Here is a 14,876-nt window from a genome sequence, read left to right on the forward strand (position 1 = left end):
CGTCTTTTGTACTACACACTGCGCGTTCAGTAACGCAACAAGCCTGCATGACAACATCTAAAACTCCGTTTAAACGCCTGATTATTGTTTCCTATCGATTACCATTTACCGTTAAGGAAAAGCAGGAAGGTTATGAACTGGTCCAGAATTCAGGAGGTCTGGTATCGGCCGTTTTGTCGATGGCCGGGCAGATGGGGCAGTCGTCCGATGGCTTACCGACCAAAATTCACTGGGTAGGGCATGCCGATTCGGCCTTTCAGGAGGTGGATGCGTCGGTTTTTGAGAACGAAACGTTTGTGGCTCATCCGGTTTTTGTCGATGAAACGGTTCACACGGGCTTTTACTACGGATTTAGTAATGATCTTGTCTGGCCCTTATTCCATTATTTTCCGTCGTATGCTTCGTTTCGGGAAAGCGATTTCGAACACTATCAACAGGCCAACACTTGTTTTCTGAAGGTTCTGAATGACCTGATCGAACCCGGCGACCTGGTCTGGATTCACGATTTTCAACTGATGCTGTTGCCTCAGATGGTGCGTCAGGCAACTCCCGACGCGTCGATTGGTTATTTCTTCCACATCCCGTTTCCGACGTATGAAATCATCAAGTTACTCCCTCGTGCCTGGCGACAGGAGTTGTTAAGGGGTGTTCTGGGGGCCGATGTCGTTGGGTTTCATACGGCCGATTATGTGCAGCACTTTATGCAGAGCGTGGCCGAAGTGCTGGAGCTACCCATTATTGATCAACGGATTGTGTTAGCCGATCGGTCGCTGCTGGTTAAAGAGTTTCCCATCAGTATCGATTTCAATAAGTTCGATCAAAGCAGCCAGGACGCCGATGTTATCCAGACCCGGTTGCGCGATCAAGCCATGCTGCGTCACAACCGCCTTATTTTTTCGGTTGATCGGCTCGATTACACAAAAGGAATCATGTATCGATTGCGGGGCTTTGAGCGGTTTCTGGTTCAGCATCCCGAATGGCATGACCGGGTTACGTTTGTGATGACGGTGGTGCCCTCGCGCGATAAAATCGGTCAGTACCAGGACCTTAAACGTGAGATTGAGGAAACAGTTGGCCGGATCAATGGGCTATTTGGCACCATTGGCTGGCGGCCTATTGTTTATATGTATTCGTCGCTCTCGTTTACTGAACTGATGGCGCTCTATACAGCCTGCGACGTTGCCCTGATTACCCCGCTCCGCGACGGGATGAATCTGGTCTGTAAAGAATTCATTGCCAGTCGGCACGATCACCGGGGTGTGCTGATTCTAAGCGAGCTGGCGGGAGCAGCCCAGGAACTTCGGGAGGCTATCATTATCAATCCGACCGATACCCAGGAAGTCGCTGAGGCCATTCAGCAGGGGCTTACCATGCCCGAAGCCGAGCAGGAGCAGCGGTTGATAACCATGCGTAAGCATCTGCAGAACAATAATGTGTTCCGCTGGAGTCATGATTTCCTGTCGTCTTTTCAGGGCGCTCGCGAAAGTGAATCTGAGCTGGAAACCGACCTACCGATTGCTTCATTTGTCAGTTCGTTCGAACAGGCTCAGCAGCGCCTGCTCCTGTTCGATTTCGACGGCACACTGGCCCCTATTGTGAATGATCCGGCACTGGCTTGTCCGTCCGATGCCTTAAAGAAAACCATTCAGCGCTTGGCCGAAACCAGCGATGTGGTCGTCATTAGTGGCCGTAATCGGGCGTTTCTGGAAAAAACATTCGCGGGTATTCCGGTTTATCTGGTTGCCGAACACGGCGCTTTCCTTCAGAAACCAGACCAGCCCTGGGAGCGACTCGATTTATCAAGTGATGATTGGGTCGATTCGGTTCGGGCGATGATGACCCCCTATGTCGAACGTGCCCCCGGCTCATTCATCGAGGAAAAAGAAACCTCCATTGCCTGGCATTATCGAAAAAGTGAGGTTGATGATATTGAAAATCAGGCCGTTGATCTGGCTACCCAATTGCGAAGTACTGCCTATACAATACCGTTGACGATTATTCAGGGAAGTAAAGTGGTGGAAGTTAAAACCGCACAGCATAGCAAGGGCACCGTTGCCAATGCCATTTTTGAGCAAAAACCGTATGATTTTATCGTGAGTATTGGCGACGATACCACCGATGAGGATATGTTTCGGCAGTTACCCAACTGGGCGTATACTGTAAAAGTGGGCGCTGGGCTTTCGTTTGCCCGTTACCGCCTGGCACGGCAACGCGATGTCGAAAGGTTGCTGGAACGAATGAGTGAGGTAGTCGTTGAAGCCTCCTGAAACCAGTTACTTACCTGCTTTTGATCAGGTCGTCGACTCGGTTTTCAGGCTTGGGCGATTCGTTTAGCTTTTGGCGTAAATGCCTGTAATGCGGTGGAAGCTTATCGAAGTTTGAGCTTCTGAGCCCATACCAGGCGCTGGCAAAATAGCTAAGAGCGCCTATCGCCAATATGACTAGGGTCACGATCAAAAATAGCAGCATGAGATAGTTAACGTTAAGGTGAACAACCCAAACAACATTGACCATACCCTGCCAGTAAGAAAACAGGGTATGGATCAATGCATGGGAAAGCGCATGTTCACCGCTTTGTAGGGGCAAAGTGGCGGTAACGAATAAGGAATTACTTAAACAGACCTTAGAATTTGATTAGAGCCATGTAAGGTATTGTTAGTCAATAAATTAGCGAGGGTGAGTTTAACCAATGAATTCGTTTCGTGGTTTACTACTATATACGGGCTGCTCATCGGGAGCCTATTGAACTATGAAACTATTAGTAGTAGAAGATGAGGCCAAGACGCTACAGGCCATTCAGCAGGGACTGGAAGAAAGCCAGTTTGAGGTCGATATTGCCTACGACGGGTTGATTGCCAAGCGGTTGGCGTTAAAAAACAATTATGCGGCCATCATTACAGATCTGATTTTGCCAGGTCTTAACGGTTATGAACTGTGTCGCCAGCTTCGTGCCGAGGGGCTTACTACACCCATTTTGATTCTGACAGCGCTGGGCGAAACGGATGATAAGGTTATGGGCTTTGATGCCGGGGCCGATCAGTACCTGACCAAGCCATTCCAGTTTGCCGAATTACTGGCCAGAGTCCGGGCGCTGACCAAACGGGGTACGCAGGTTGCTATGACCGCCCAGACTTTGCGCTATGGAGGCATTGAAATGAATCTGGATGCTAAAACCGTTACCCGCGACGACAAACCGATTGATCTGACGGCGAGGGAGTTTGCGCTGCTGGAGTTTCTGATGCGTAATCAGGGACGGGTACTTTCTAAGCCGGCCATTGCCGAACACGTCTGGGATTTGAATTTCGACACGGGGACCAATGTCGTCGAAGTTTACATTAACTACCTCCGTAAAAAAATCGATAAAGACTTTCCTAAAAAGCTGATCCATACCCAGTTTGGTATGGGCTACATGTTTAAGGAAGAATGAATGAGCGGGGGCAGGGAGCAGGGTGAGGGGTAGCGTATAGACCCGTAACACCCTGCCCCACGCACCCTGCTCCCTGCCCCTCGCCCTATGACTATTCGAAATCGGTTGACGATACGCTTTACTGGCCTGGTTTCCAGTATTTTGTTACTGGCCTTTGTGAGCATATACGCTTTTTGCTGGTATTTCATTTCGTCGGACTTTTACCGTCGGCTCGACCGGAAAGCCAACACGATTGGGGATATGCTGATTCGGCATCGGTTGAATACTGATCTGATTCGGCAATTGACCCGGATTCGTAAAGATCAGCTACCCAACCAAAAGATCATTGCATTCGACCAGCGGGATTCCATTATTTTATCGACCAACGAAGCGATTACCCTAACCCTTCCCGAATCTATACTGGGCGATATTCGTCAGGTTCGGGAGAAGGCGTTCCGGCAGGATAAGTACTATGTGGTTGGTACGCGGTTCATGACGGCTTCCGGCCAATTTGTTGTGATTGCCAGTGCTGAGAATAGGTATGGCGATGAATTCTTACGGCGGTTATTCTGGTCGCTGACAGGCCTTTTCTGCCTGATTGTAGCCATTACGGCCTTTTCCGGCTGGTTTTTTGCCGACGATGCCTTACGCCCGGTGCAGGCTATGGACCGCACACTCAATGCCATTTTTCCAAAAAACCGCGACGAACGATTACCGTTGCACCACGATAATGATGAAATAAGCCGCTTATCGCAAACTATCAATCAACTGCTGGACCGAGTCAACGAATCGTTTCGGCTGCAACGGATGTTTGTCGCCAATGTATCGCATGAACTTAAAAATCCGCTTACCCTCATCAGTTCGCAACTGGAAGTGAGCCTGCTGAATGAGCGAGGTCCTGAAGCCTATCGGCAAACCATTCGCTCAGTGTTGCAGGACGTGACTGAGCTGTCCAGTTTAACCCACGAACTGCTCCGGCTTTCACAGCTCAACCAAAATGATGCCGTTAGTTTGCTGACCGATCGGGTGCGTATCGATGAAATCGTTTGGGATGTTCGCGCCCAGATAAAAGCCATCAATCCGCTGTATGCTGTCACAGTTCAACTCGGCACATTACCCGAAGAGCCTGATCAATTGTCCGTTCAGGGGAACAAAACATTACTGGAAACAGCCCTGAAAAATCTGACTGAAAATGCCTGTAAGTTCTCGGATGATGGGAAAGCGGAGGTAAATGTAGATTTCCTGGATGCCGCTGTTACCATCCGCATCCAGAACCAGGGGAAGCCCATACCCACTGCTGATTTGCCGTATATTTTCGAACCCTTTTACCGAAGCAGTAAAACGGCTGAGGTGCGCGGGTATGGAATTGGTCTGTCGCTCGTTGAGCGTATTGTTCGGCTACATCGGGGACATGTACAGGTCAGTTCATCCACAGGCCAGCCGACCGTATTCAGTATTGTTCTTCCCCGGCAATAGCTACCAGTTTATAAGTAAGCGTTTTGCCCAGGTAGGGTGAGGGCAGATTCTTAAATCTGCCCTAGTGAGGTTTCTCAAAACCGAACGATTTGTCTGGCTCGGTTTTGAGAACCTGCCTCCACGAACTCAAATAGTTTCTAAGAATATTCTAAGGAGTTTATCAGCGAATACTAATTCGACGGAGGCAGATTTGGTTGTTTACTAACCTACCCTTAGCTGTAAATAAACCAGACACATGATCCGTACAACCCATCCTTATACCCCATTTTTTCCACCGGGGCCCGCAACGCCAACCCGAAAACGACCGACGAACGATCCTTTATTCGACGATGATCCGCCACCTCAGCCCGATTGGCTGTTAATTCTGATGTGTGCCCTGTTTTTGTTGACCCTCTTTCTGGCCTGGTACGTCGATATTCCGCGCTTATTGCACTAATTGGGCGTCTATCTACTACGTTATTCGATCAGTAGTTTAACTTTTTTGCTTTTGGTGCGGCTCTGTAACCAGCGTTCGATTCGGCGTTTCTCGGTAGGTGTGTGTTTCCGGGAAAACTGTGCATAGACAAGGGTAACCGTATCGGGTCGGTTACTGGTTGTGTTCATCACCAGAGCCCTGGTCGCTGTAAATGTGCGTACATCGGGCATAAGTGTTTTGAGTTCATTACGCAGGTCGGCAACTGGAAGGCCAGCTATCTGATTTCGCCGGATGTAGTTTTGCAGTGAGTCGATGGTCTGATCTTTTCGGGCTATGGCACCCTGACTGTATTTGATCATCTGGTCGGCCAGGGTATTGGTAATGGCATTCATATCGACTTCGGTATCTTTAAAATTCCCCTGTTTAATTATGAGTTGAGCATCCTGGATTCCATAGGCTCCCATCCTGTTCTTCAGTTCGTTAATAGAGTCCTTCGGTAGTGGTTCGCCTACTAGGGTTAGTTCCAGTTTACTCTGTTGGCGATTATACCGGGCTGCGTAATTAATGACCTGCCGATACTGGAATTCGCATTCGTTGGACACAAACCGTTTGGCCGACTGCTCGAAGATGGTTTTACGGACAATCTGATAGGCAAGGTACGTGCTGGGTACAATAACGATCAGGACGGCAATCCAGATGGTATTTCGAACCCGGCGCTCAACATCAGGTGATAGATACTCCTTCTTATGGAAATTCAGAAAGCGTACCATCAGGAATGTAGACAGGCTGATACAGATGCAGTTGATCAGAAATAGGTAAAAAGCGCCGGCGAAGTAATAGAAATTGCCCGTTGCCAGTCCATACCCTGCCGTACAGAGCGGAGGCATCAGGGCAGTAGCAATAGCCACTCCCGGAATCACGTTCGTTACTTTTTCCCGACGCGATCCGGCAATGATCCCGGCCAGCCCGCCAAAAAAAGCAATAAAGGCGTCCCAAACGGTAGGCGATGTACGAGCCAGCAGTTCGGATTGCGCAATATGCAGGGGGCTTATCAGAAAGTAGATGGTCGAGGTGAGCAGGCTGATAAAGACGGCAATGCTGATGTTCTTGATGGCTCGTTGAATCAGCGTCAGATCGTTAATGCCGATACCCAGACCAATACCCATAATCGGGCCCATCAGTGGCGAAATGAGCATGGCGCCGGTAATAATCGCCGGGGAGTTGACATTCAGGCCGATGGAGGCAATAAAAATGGCGAAAATGAGCGTCCATAAATTAATTCCGCGAAACTCGATGCCTTTACTGATCGACTGGATAATCTCTTCCTCCTCGGCTTTGTCTTCGTCCAGACTAAACCTGCCACGAAGAATTCGACTAAACTGAGCAAACACGTCAGAGCGGTTTGCCCGTAGGTTGTTTTGATTTTCAGTAATCATTTTGGTGTAGTGGGCTTAGGATTCCTGATAACTCAACCCGGTTTTTAATCAAAAGTTAATGTATTCTTGTGTAATTATTCTTTTGTCGATGGATCTATTTACCCTGGCCACCTTGCTCATTGTTGCTTCGGCGCTCTTTGCTTACCTAAATACCCGGTTATTGAAATTGCCGGATGCCATTGGTATTATGGTGCTTTCGCTGACCTTTTCGGCCTTGCTTATTGGATTGAATACCATGCATCCCGTCTGGTTTGCGGAGGTCCGGCAGGCAGTGGCACAGATTGATTTTGGCCGGGTATTGTTCGATGTCATGCTCAGCTTCCTGTTGTTTGCGGGGGCCTTTCATACCAATATCGATCAGCTTCGAGAGGTTCGTCGATCGGTTATCTTATTCGCCTTTGTTGGCGTCCTGATCAGTACCGGCCTCATTGGCACAGGGCTTTATGGGTTAGCAGGCTGGTTTGGATTTGCGCTTCCGTTGCCCTTGTGCTTACTATTTGGTGCGCTGATTTCGCCCACCGATCCCATTGCTGTGTTGGGTATTCTGGCCAAGTTTAAACTTCCGGAGAATGTCAAATACAATATTGTGGGTGAATCGCTATTCAACGATGGGGTAGGGGTAGTTGTCTTTGCATCCATTTACCGGATTGCTGTTGAGGGTACAGAAAGCATCAGCGTGGGCAACATCGCTTTGCTGTTTCTGGAAGAAGCAGGGGGCGGGATTCTGTTTGGCCTGATGCTGGGCTATGGGCTATTTCGGTTGTTGCGGTCTATCAATCACTACCAGACGGAGGTGCTCATTACAATAGCAGGGGTCATGGGTGGCTATCTGCTGGCACAAAAACTTCACATTTCCGGGCCATTAGCAATGGTGGTAGCGGGTTTACTGATGGGAAGTAAAGCCCGTGGTGAAGCGATGTCCGATGTCACTGAAGAGTATGTTGACAAATTCTGGGAATTGCTGGACGCGATCCTGAATGCCATACTCTTCGTATTGATGGGTATTGAGCTTCTACTGATTGATTTTCGTATGGCTTACTGGCCCCTGTGTGCAGCCGTTATCATACTGGTACTTTGTGCCCGGTTTCTGTCGATTTGGTTCCCCTTCGTAATAGCCCGTCGGTGGCTCAATCTGGACAAATACGCGCCAATCATGCTTACCTGGGGCGGTTTGCGGGGCGGCTTGTCTATTGCTATGGCGCTTTCTATCCCTATCAACCTTCCGAATCAGGACTTGCTGGTTACCATTACCTATGCCGTTGTGCTTTTCTCGGTCATTGGACAGGGGCTAACGATGGAACGGCTAATCAGGAGATTATACCCAACGGCTCCCTAGTCGTTTGATTCATATCGTTCTCAGCGTAGAAGAATAATCGTTAGTCTGGCTGAATTGTCTCAGACGTTTGCCGGGTATGTTCTGATTCAGGTTGCGCCAGAGCTTCTGTCACAAAACCGGCTTTCAGATGCTCATAAAACGATACCGGGTCTACCAGCGAGGCCGCTCCCTGCGCCATGAGCCCACCTAGCAATAACTGGAAAATTGCCGAATGGCGGTCGGTCATTTCCAGAACCAGAATGGCGGCCGTAAAGGGCGACCGCACAACGCCAGTCAGGAAACTAACCATGCTGACTAGAATCACCAAGTTCGTATCGGAAGGAGGCACCTGAACCAGTCGGGATAAGCCATCGCCAAGAATAGCCCCCGCACTAAGCGATGTGGCAAAGACCCCGCCAGCCGCCCCGCTACAGTAGCTAAGGGTCATACCGGCAAAGCGGACCGGAAACAGATACCAGGGAGTCAGATGGTCGTTTTGAAACAGCAATCGGTTGATGATGGGTTTTCCGGTGCCAAACGCATCTGTTCCGACCCAGAAGGCCAGCACGGCCAAGAGTAGCCCGGAGCCAGCCACCCAACCCGCCTGGGCAGGTAGCGTCGTAAACCGTCGGCGGTAGGCATTGGCCCATAACAGCACTTTGGCGAAAGCGGCCCCGGCCAGCCCGCAGAAGATCGCTACTAGCACGACTATCCCTAAAAACCAGCCCGTTGTTGAGGTAATCTTTGGAAAGCCAAGGTACAGATAGGGACCCAGAATGGCCTGGGCCGTCATGCCAGCAATGATAACAGCAGTAAAGACGGCCGTTCGGAAGCGGGTAATATGGGTTTGGGTGAGTTCTTCAACGACGAAGACAATCCCGCCCAATGGGGTGTTAAACGCAGCAGCCAGCCCGGCCGCTCCTCCGGTGACTAACGCAATCTGACGGGATAGTTGTGGCCATCCCGCTGGTTGTAAACGGTTGATAGCCCGAAAAATAGCTGCTGAAATCTGGATGGTTGGCCCTTCACGCCCGATTACCCCTCCACCTAATAACAGTACGACACTGCTCAGTACCTTCACGAGGGCAACCCGGAGGCTAAGCAAATACGCCAGACGCCTGTGTGTTTTTGGCGTTGATAATTCAATACCAGCCATTACCTGGGGTATGCCGCTTCCGCGTGCGGCTGGCGCTAAGCGGTTAACGGTGAGCCAGGCCAGTACGAAAGCCAAAGGTGTCAGGACAAATACCAGATAGGGTTGTCGACTCAACCACGTAAAGCTGATCCGTTCAGCCCAAAGAAACAATTCTTCATACCCAACAGCTATCAGACCAACCAGCAACGACGCTACCCAGAACGGTAAGCTTTGTAAAATAACCCGACGAACCCGTTCGGTATACAATCGGCGAATAAGATGCTGGTCCAGCCAGTCCAGCACACGAGCATACCGAGTTAATTTAGGAAGCATGCAGCTATTAAACAGTTTTTATTGAATAGTAACGCTGTTTGGATCGAGTTGATTTGCGAAACACACAGGTCTAAGCAAATTCTAATATCTCTTTAAGTCGTCTGTAACCAGGCCAGCGGAGCTTTGGGTATCCATTTATCCATTCTAAAACAACCACCTCATGCAGGAAACTGGACGCAATTCAAGCAATCTGGCCTGGACGTTGGCGCTGCTCATCGTTGTCGGGTTGGCTGGGGGCCTTTACTGGCGAACCAATCGAGCTTGGGCCACTCATTATAATCAGATTGAATTACGGGCCGACTCTTTACTGTCAGTCAAATTCCATCTCGAAGACGATATCCGCGACCTGAAAAGTCAGCTTGAGACGGCTGCCGACGATAAAGCCTATTTTGATAAACGCCTGAATCAATTCCACAACATGCTAAGTCGGCAAGATCAACAGCTATACAGCGTTCAGCAAGCCCGGCTTAATCAGACAAACTCGATTCGATTGCTAAAACAGCAAGGCGATTCCTTAACCCTTGTACGCGATAGTCTGGAGAACCAACTGGCAGCGTCGCGGGATAAGATTGGCTGGTTGACGGATGCTAATAAGCTGCTCATTGGTCAGAATAAGGAGCTGGAGCAGGAAGTAAGGAAGTTGACTACCGATATGGCGGGCAATGTTCCGCGCGCAACGCTCACGGGCAATGCCTTTCTGGTTGAACCTCGGAAAGCCAATACAAAGGTCACGGCCAAAGCCCGGAAAACCCGTAGTCTGCTTATTTCGTGTATGGTTCCGGCTGAGCTTCACCTGGAGGGGCGTCAGGAAGTTTTTGTAAGCCTAACCGATGAAAAAGGGGAAACAATGATGCCCGCCATTCGAACGACAACTGTCGAACTGCCTGACCTGAATGATGTTATACCCGTTCATGCTGCACAGATGGTATCGTTCACGCAGGGGCCCCAGCGTATTGTTTTTCAGATCAACCCTGCCAACACTTTGCGGGCTGGTCTGTACCGGGCCTCGATCTATACCCGGGAAGTTTTTCTGGGAACGGTTGAGTTTCGGTTGCGGGACAGTTTCTGGTTTTTCTAAAAGCTATGTGCAGTAATCAACAAATTAATTTTCAATCTATGGAAACGCTTAATTTCAAAACAAACCTGATGACATCCGACGATGTGGCGGCTGTAAACCTGAACCTAAACGACATCGAACCTGTCGACGGTTGGAACATAGATCCGAATGGATTGCTGACCGTTCAAACCACCGACAATCGAATTGCAGAACAGGTCATTCGCGCTGTCGAGCAGGCAGGGTATTGGGCTGAGATCCTTCCGGTTTAGCCAGTTTCCTGTTGTGGTGTCAGATGCTCACATCTGACACCACAACAGGAATCAGCAGCACAGGTAAAAATAATAAAAAGCCCTTCTAAGGCAATTCTAAGCAATCTTTAAGCCCGCTCTTAATCCTCCGTTGTAGTTTAGAAAAGCAATCCAGATCGTGTGGATTGACACGATTCCTAAAACAACAACGATTATGAAAACGCATGTTCGAATAGCCATGGTACTCGCTACGCTAACGGCTGCGCCGGCTGGTTTAGCACTAGCCCAAACAACGCCCCCTGATGCGAATACCTTACTCAACCTGGGCCGATTTGATGAGGCTAAACAACTTTTACTGAAAAACGTACAACAAAATCCATCTGCGCAAACCTATTTTGAAACGGGCTATGGATACCTGCGAACCGGCCAGCCCGACTCGGCCAGAATCTGGTTTGAGAAAGGTGTTCCGATGGATGAAAAGCGTGTTCCGCTGAATCAGACGGGGGCTGCCTTAACGTATCTGGTCAAACAGGATACCGCTAATGCCAAGCCCAAACTCGACGAGGTAGTTTCGAAAAGCAAGGGTAAAAACGCTGAGATCCTATACCGGATTGGAGAAGCTTATACGGGTTATCTGACGCCGGGAAATGGGTCCATCAAACCGATTTACCCGCGCATTGTCAATACCGCCAAAGCGATCGATTTCCTTAATCGGGCCGCCGACCGCGACAAGAAAAACCCAGCTATTCAGCTCGCCCTGGGTGATGCCTATTACCAGAACCGGGATGCTGGTACGGCTGTATCACGCTACGAAAGTGCCATTGAATTGGGTATGAATCCGTCGCGCGTGTACCAGCGTATTGGCGACATCTACTGGCAGGGCCGTAATCTGAATCTGGCCGTTGAGAATTATAAGAAAGCCATTGAGGCTAATCCCAACTATGCACCAGCCTATAACCAACTGGCCGAATTATACTTCCTGGTCAACCGATATAAAGAAGCCGCCAGCTATATCGATCAGTATGAAAACGTATCGAACGATAAACGGCAGGAATCACTGCTTCGGCAGGCACAGTTTCATTTTCTGGCGAAGGATTATCAACGGGCCATCAGCCTGATCGACAGTAACCGCACGGCCCTGGGCCAAAACCCAATTGTGTACCGGATTGAAGGGTGGGCGTATTCATCGTTGAAACAGCCACAGAAAGCCATCGAAAATCTGAATACGTTCCTGGAAAAAGCTCCGCAAAAAGCCATGCCCGACGATTACAAATACCTTGGACAGGCTTATCTGGCAACCGAAGCAACTGACGACGATTCGCTGGGTGTGCTTTATCTGGAAAAAGCAGCCCCTGCCGATACCAGCGAAAACCTCTACAGCGATATTGCCCGCTATTATTACCGGGCTAAAAAACATCCTGAAGCGGTTGCCGCACTCGATTCAGCCGCTAAGCATGGCTTCAAGGCCGACGTTCAGGATTTGTTCCGCTACGGCATGAGCAATTACACGCTGGGCTTTCAACGGGATAGCTTAGGGAAGCTTACCCGTGATACCGTCCGGTTTGCTCTGGCCGATTCGGCGCTGGCGCTGGCGCAACAGGGATCTCCTGACTATGCGCCAACGGTTCTGTACCGGGCCAAATCGAATTACTACGCCTATGCCCCTGAAGAGGCTGTGCGGAATGGGAAAGCGAAACCGTATTTTGAGCAGTTTATCACGATGGTAGCCGATAAACCCGAAGAACGGACTCGCTATAAAAATGATCTGGTGCTGGCCTTCAAATACCTCATTTCCTATAACGAACTGGTCACTAAAGACGAAACAGCCCGCAACGAATGGCTTCAGAAAGGGCTAGCCTGGTTTCCCGACAATAAAGACCTGGTCGCCATTGCTACGCCACCGTCCGGTTCTCAGTAATTGTTTTTCTATGTTGGTTCATTATGCCTTATTCTTACCGCTACCAGAGCATTGATCTCCGGTAGCGGTTTTGTTTTGAGGTTCAATCGTTCGTTTCCAATTTGACTATCGTTTAGCTATACCCAATTGGGGAAGCAACTTCTGTAATACATGCTGCCCGACATGTTCTCCCTGGACCGTACCCTCTTCAACCCCATCCCGATAATGGATACCTCCATAGACCCGGCTTATTGAGGCTTCCTGATAGGCCGCTTCAACGGAGGTAAACGACCGCACTCCATGCCCATATGGCAACTCAGTCGAATCGGTAAAGGCAACATTATTGCCAATTAACTGCCCGATGACCTTACCTGCTGCGGCCGAAATATCGCTGTGTCCACTCACATATTCGGGAAAAGCTGGGGTCTCCAGAAAAGGGCGCCATTGTGGATCGATGGTGTTATTGATCACCGTTTCGGGTCGAATTCGAGCATAGGTGTATTTTTCATCCCAACAGGCAATGAACGCGTCGAACATGGCAATGGATGTCAGCGCAAAGAGCTGAGTAGCCTGGATCATCGTCAGTTTTTGCTGCCGGGCCAGCGTCGTTGCAATAGCCAGCCAATGACCAACCGGCGACATTTTTTTGCTGGCAAACATCACATGGCCCGATATGTTGGTCACAAAGGCGTTATCGTCCCAGAAGTACGCAATAGCCTGTTCGGTCTTATCCTGCCGTTTACCAATGGTATACACTTCCTCGGTCAGTTTCCAGAACGGGCTGTTGCGATTCAGGTCGTATTTGGCTGGGGGAGGGCAACGAAACTGCCGGGCAGAGTCCAGCGTAAACACTCGAACTGTATTCCACTGAGGTTCGCAGGCATCGGCATAGGCCGGGGGCGTAGGTACCCAGGTTCCCGGCTCATTGGTCACCGTATACCGAAAGCCCCGTGTTTCTTTATAATGGTCTTTGCTGGCGTATTCCAAAACATGCTTGGCAATTAGTTCACCATACTGCACCGATCGATCATACACATCATCGGGAATCTGGAGGGCTTCTAAACGGGGCCAGAAGGTTTTCTCGAAAGCATCCCACAGATCAGCCGAAAAAGTCAGCGCCCGCCCTACCGTTATAAACGCTTTAAAACTGGCTACCGGATAGCAATAGGCAACACTCGAATCGGGCTTTGGAGACGCTTTGGAGCCGTTGAGCTTACCCATCAAGGATGAGTACTCCCTATAACCAGGTTGTAAAGCTTCATAGGCCGCCAGATAGGTGTATCCGTAAATTCGACTGGCAACAGGTGGTTTAAAAACATCATGGATCATAATATCCGTCAGCGTTTTTGAGCAATCGTAGAATAGTTGCGGATTCGATGCCTTCGGATTGTATTGTTCGGGGGGAGCACTGGGCTGGCAAGCCAGTAAACCCAACAGCAGAGAGAGAATCAAACGTTGTTTCATAAAATAGCCTGAATGGTATAGGGCTTCGTTGTGGGAAGCCCAAAAGGAAATAAGGAGCTTGTCGTCATGCCGTGGGGCACGGACGAGCTCGTTAAAGAAATCCGTTAAAAATCAGGCTATTGTTTGGGTGGGGGCGACGGGGCATCTATACCAACAGCAGCATAAGCCAGTTGAATGGCACTGTAGCCAGTACGGGCTTGCAGCGATTGAGCATCTGGCTGGGTAAGGCAGCAGGAGGTAGGGGGCAGATAAATGGTTAACCGTTCACTTAGCAATTTTAACAGACGACCCAGTGGTGATTTGGGCAGTGTTTGATCGTTGTCGCTGTTGATTTCCTGTAGCTGTTCGGCCAGATCGAAAAACCGCTCTTTCGCATTCTGGTTCGTTTTTAGTACCGTATACAAGGTGTCGTTGGCATATCGCTGGTGGACAATGTTATAAAACTCATCGCCATCCTGAATCAATCCTTCGTGGCCGTCTGCGTTTTCCCAGGATGATGTATAAGGAAGCGAAATAGGCAGTTTGACAACTTTCCATTGATCATCGCCCGACACTGGAGCTGCGGACTCATAACTCTGCTCAAAGGTAAGTACAGCCAATGGCAGCCCTATCCAGTGGTAGAGCAGCAGTACGAAAAAGCCGATGGCTGTTAATGACTTCACTTCAAAATTTTACACGCTTATGTGTAACTCGA

12 protein-coding genes are annotated in these 14,876 nt (G+C 49.6%); 8 read left to right on the forward strand and 4 right to left on the reverse strand.

The genetic code is table 11. The annotated features are described in order from the left end of the window. Positions 1-47: 47 nt before the first annotated feature. The 4 genes from BGO59_RS08920 (at position 48) to BGO59_RS08935 (ending at position 5,318) form a co-directional block, all read left to right on the forward strand. Positions 48-2,267, forward strand: a complete 2,220-nt coding sequence (locus BGO59_RS08920) for a bifunctional alpha,alpha-trehalose-phosphate synthase (UDP-forming)/trehalose-phosphatase (RefSeq protein WP_293683276.1) — start codon at positions 48-50, stop codon at positions 2,265-2,267. Positions 2,268-2,749: 482 nt separating this feature from the next. Next, positions 2,750-3,427 (forward strand): response regulator transcription factor, encoded by a 678-nt coding sequence (locus BGO59_RS08925; protein WP_293683277.1) that lies wholly within the window; start codon positions 2,750-2,752, stop codon positions 3,425-3,427. An 87-nt stretch (positions 3,428-3,514) separates the two neighbouring features. Further along, positions 3,515-4,882 carry a HAMP domain-containing sensor histidine kinase gene (locus BGO59_RS08930; protein WP_293683278.1) on the forward strand — a complete coding sequence of 456 codons (1,368 nt, stop codon included), beginning with the start codon at positions 3,515-3,517 and terminating at the stop codon, positions 4,880-4,882. Between the two features lie 235 nt (positions 4,883-5,117). Then, entirely contained in the window at positions 5,118-5,318 is a 201-nt protein-coding gene (locus BGO59_RS08935) for a hypothetical protein (RefSeq protein ID WP_293683279.1), read from the forward strand. Positions 5,319-5,338: 20 nt separating this feature from the next. Here BGO59_RS08935 and BGO59_RS08940 read toward each other — a convergent pair whose 3' ends face one another. Beyond that, complete coding sequence (locus BGO59_RS08940; protein ID WP_293683280.1) at positions 5,339-6,733, reverse strand: TIGR00341 family protein; 1,395 nt, start codon at positions 6,731-6,733, stop codon at positions 5,339-5,341. A gap of 88 nt (positions 6,734-6,821) precedes the next feature. Here BGO59_RS08940 and BGO59_RS08945 point away from each other — a divergent pair, with 88 nt between their 5' ends. Then, entirely contained in the window at positions 6,822-8,069 is a 1,248-nt protein-coding gene (locus BGO59_RS08945; RefSeq protein ID WP_293683281.1) for a sodium:proton antiporter, read from the forward strand. Between the two features lie 40 nt (positions 8,070-8,109). Here the strand turns inward: BGO59_RS08945 and BGO59_RS08950 are convergent, their stop codons facing one another. Next, the gene (locus BGO59_RS08950; protein ID WP_293683282.1) at positions 8,110-9,516 is read right to left on the reverse strand and encodes a chloride channel protein; all 1,407 of its coding nucleotides are present in this window, start codon (positions 9,514-9,516) and stop codon (positions 8,110-8,112) included. A gap of 160 nt (positions 9,517-9,676) precedes the next feature. On the opposite strand from BGO59_RS08950, the gene BGO59_RS08955 reads away from it, so the two are divergent. The 3 genes from BGO59_RS08955 (at position 9,677) to BGO59_RS08965 (ending at position 12,739) form a co-directional block, all read left to right on the forward strand. Beyond that, positions 9,677-10,594 (forward strand): hypothetical protein, encoded by a 918-nt coding sequence (locus BGO59_RS08955; RefSeq protein WP_293683283.1) that lies wholly within the window; start codon positions 9,677-9,679, stop codon positions 10,592-10,594. Between the two features lie 38 nt (positions 10,595-10,632). Beyond that, positions 10,633-10,842: a copper chaperone gene (locus BGO59_RS08960; protein WP_293683284.1), complete on the forward strand. Its 210-nt coding sequence runs from the start codon at positions 10,633-10,635 to the stop codon at positions 10,840-10,842. A gap of 193 nt (positions 10,843-11,035) precedes the next feature. Further along, the gene (locus tag BGO59_RS08965) at positions 11,036-12,739 is read left to right on the forward strand and encodes a tetratricopeptide repeat protein (RefSeq protein ID WP_293683285.1); all 1,704 of its coding nucleotides are present in this window, start codon (positions 11,036-11,038) and stop codon (positions 12,737-12,739) included. 105 nt (positions 12,740-12,844) lie between these two features. Here the strand turns inward: BGO59_RS08965 and BGO59_RS08970 are convergent, their stop codons facing one another. Then, the gene (locus BGO59_RS08970; protein WP_293683286.1) at positions 12,845-14,182 is read right to left on the reverse strand and encodes a vanadium-dependent haloperoxidase; all 1,338 of its coding nucleotides are present in this window, start codon (positions 14,180-14,182) and stop codon (positions 12,845-12,847) included. A 116-nt stretch (positions 14,183-14,298) separates the two neighbouring features. Continuing rightward, positions 14,299-14,844 carry a hypothetical protein gene (locus BGO59_RS08975; RefSeq protein WP_293683287.1) on the reverse strand — a complete coding sequence of 182 codons (546 nt, stop codon included), beginning with the start codon at positions 14,842-14,844 and terminating at the stop codon, positions 14,299-14,301. Positions 14,845-14,876 lie beyond the last annotated feature (32 nt).

This window comes from Spirosoma sp. 48-14, assembly GCF_001898575.1.
Lineage (GTDB): Bacteria > Bacteroidota > Bacteroidia > Cytophagales > Spirosomataceae > Spirosoma.

Coding starts and splice junctions, on each gene's coding strand:
- BGO59_RS08960 (WP_293683284.1), top strand. CDS start 10,633: ATGGAAACGCTTAATTTCAAAACAAACCTGATGACATCCGACGATGTG.
- BGO59_RS08945 (WP_293683281.1), top strand. CDS start 6,822: ATGGATCTATTTACCCTGGCCACCTTGCTCATTGTTGCTTCGGCGCTC.
- BGO59_RS08965 (WP_293683285.1), top strand. CDS start 11,036: ATGAAAACGCATGTTCGAATAGCCATGGTACTCGCTACGCTAACGGCT.
- BGO59_RS08950 (WP_293683282.1), bottom strand. CDS start 9,516: ATGCTTCCTAAATTAACTCGGTATGCTCGTGTGCTGGACTGGCTGGAC.
- BGO59_RS08970 (WP_293683286.1), bottom strand. CDS start 14,182: ATGAAACAACGTTTGATTCTCTCTCTGCTGTTGGGTTTACTGGCTTGC.
- BGO59_RS08920 (WP_293683276.1), top strand. CDS start 48: ATGACAACATCTAAAACTCCGTTTAAACGCCTGATTATTGTTTCCTAT.
- BGO59_RS08940 (WP_293683280.1), bottom strand. CDS start 6,733: ATGATTACTGAAAATCAAAACAACCTACGGGCAAACCGCTCTGACGTG.
- BGO59_RS08930 (WP_293683278.1), top strand. CDS start 3,515: ATGACTATTCGAAATCGGTTGACGATACGCTTTACTGGCCTGGTTTCC.
- BGO59_RS08925 (WP_293683277.1), top strand. CDS start 2,750: ATGAAACTATTAGTAGTAGAAGATGAGGCCAAGACGCTACAGGCCATT.
- BGO59_RS08935 (WP_293683279.1), top strand. CDS start 5,118: ATGATCCGTACAACCCATCCTTATACCCCATTTTTTCCACCGGGGCCC.
- BGO59_RS08955 (WP_293683283.1), top strand. CDS start 9,677: ATGCAGGAAACTGGACGCAATTCAAGCAATCTGGCCTGGACGTTGGCG.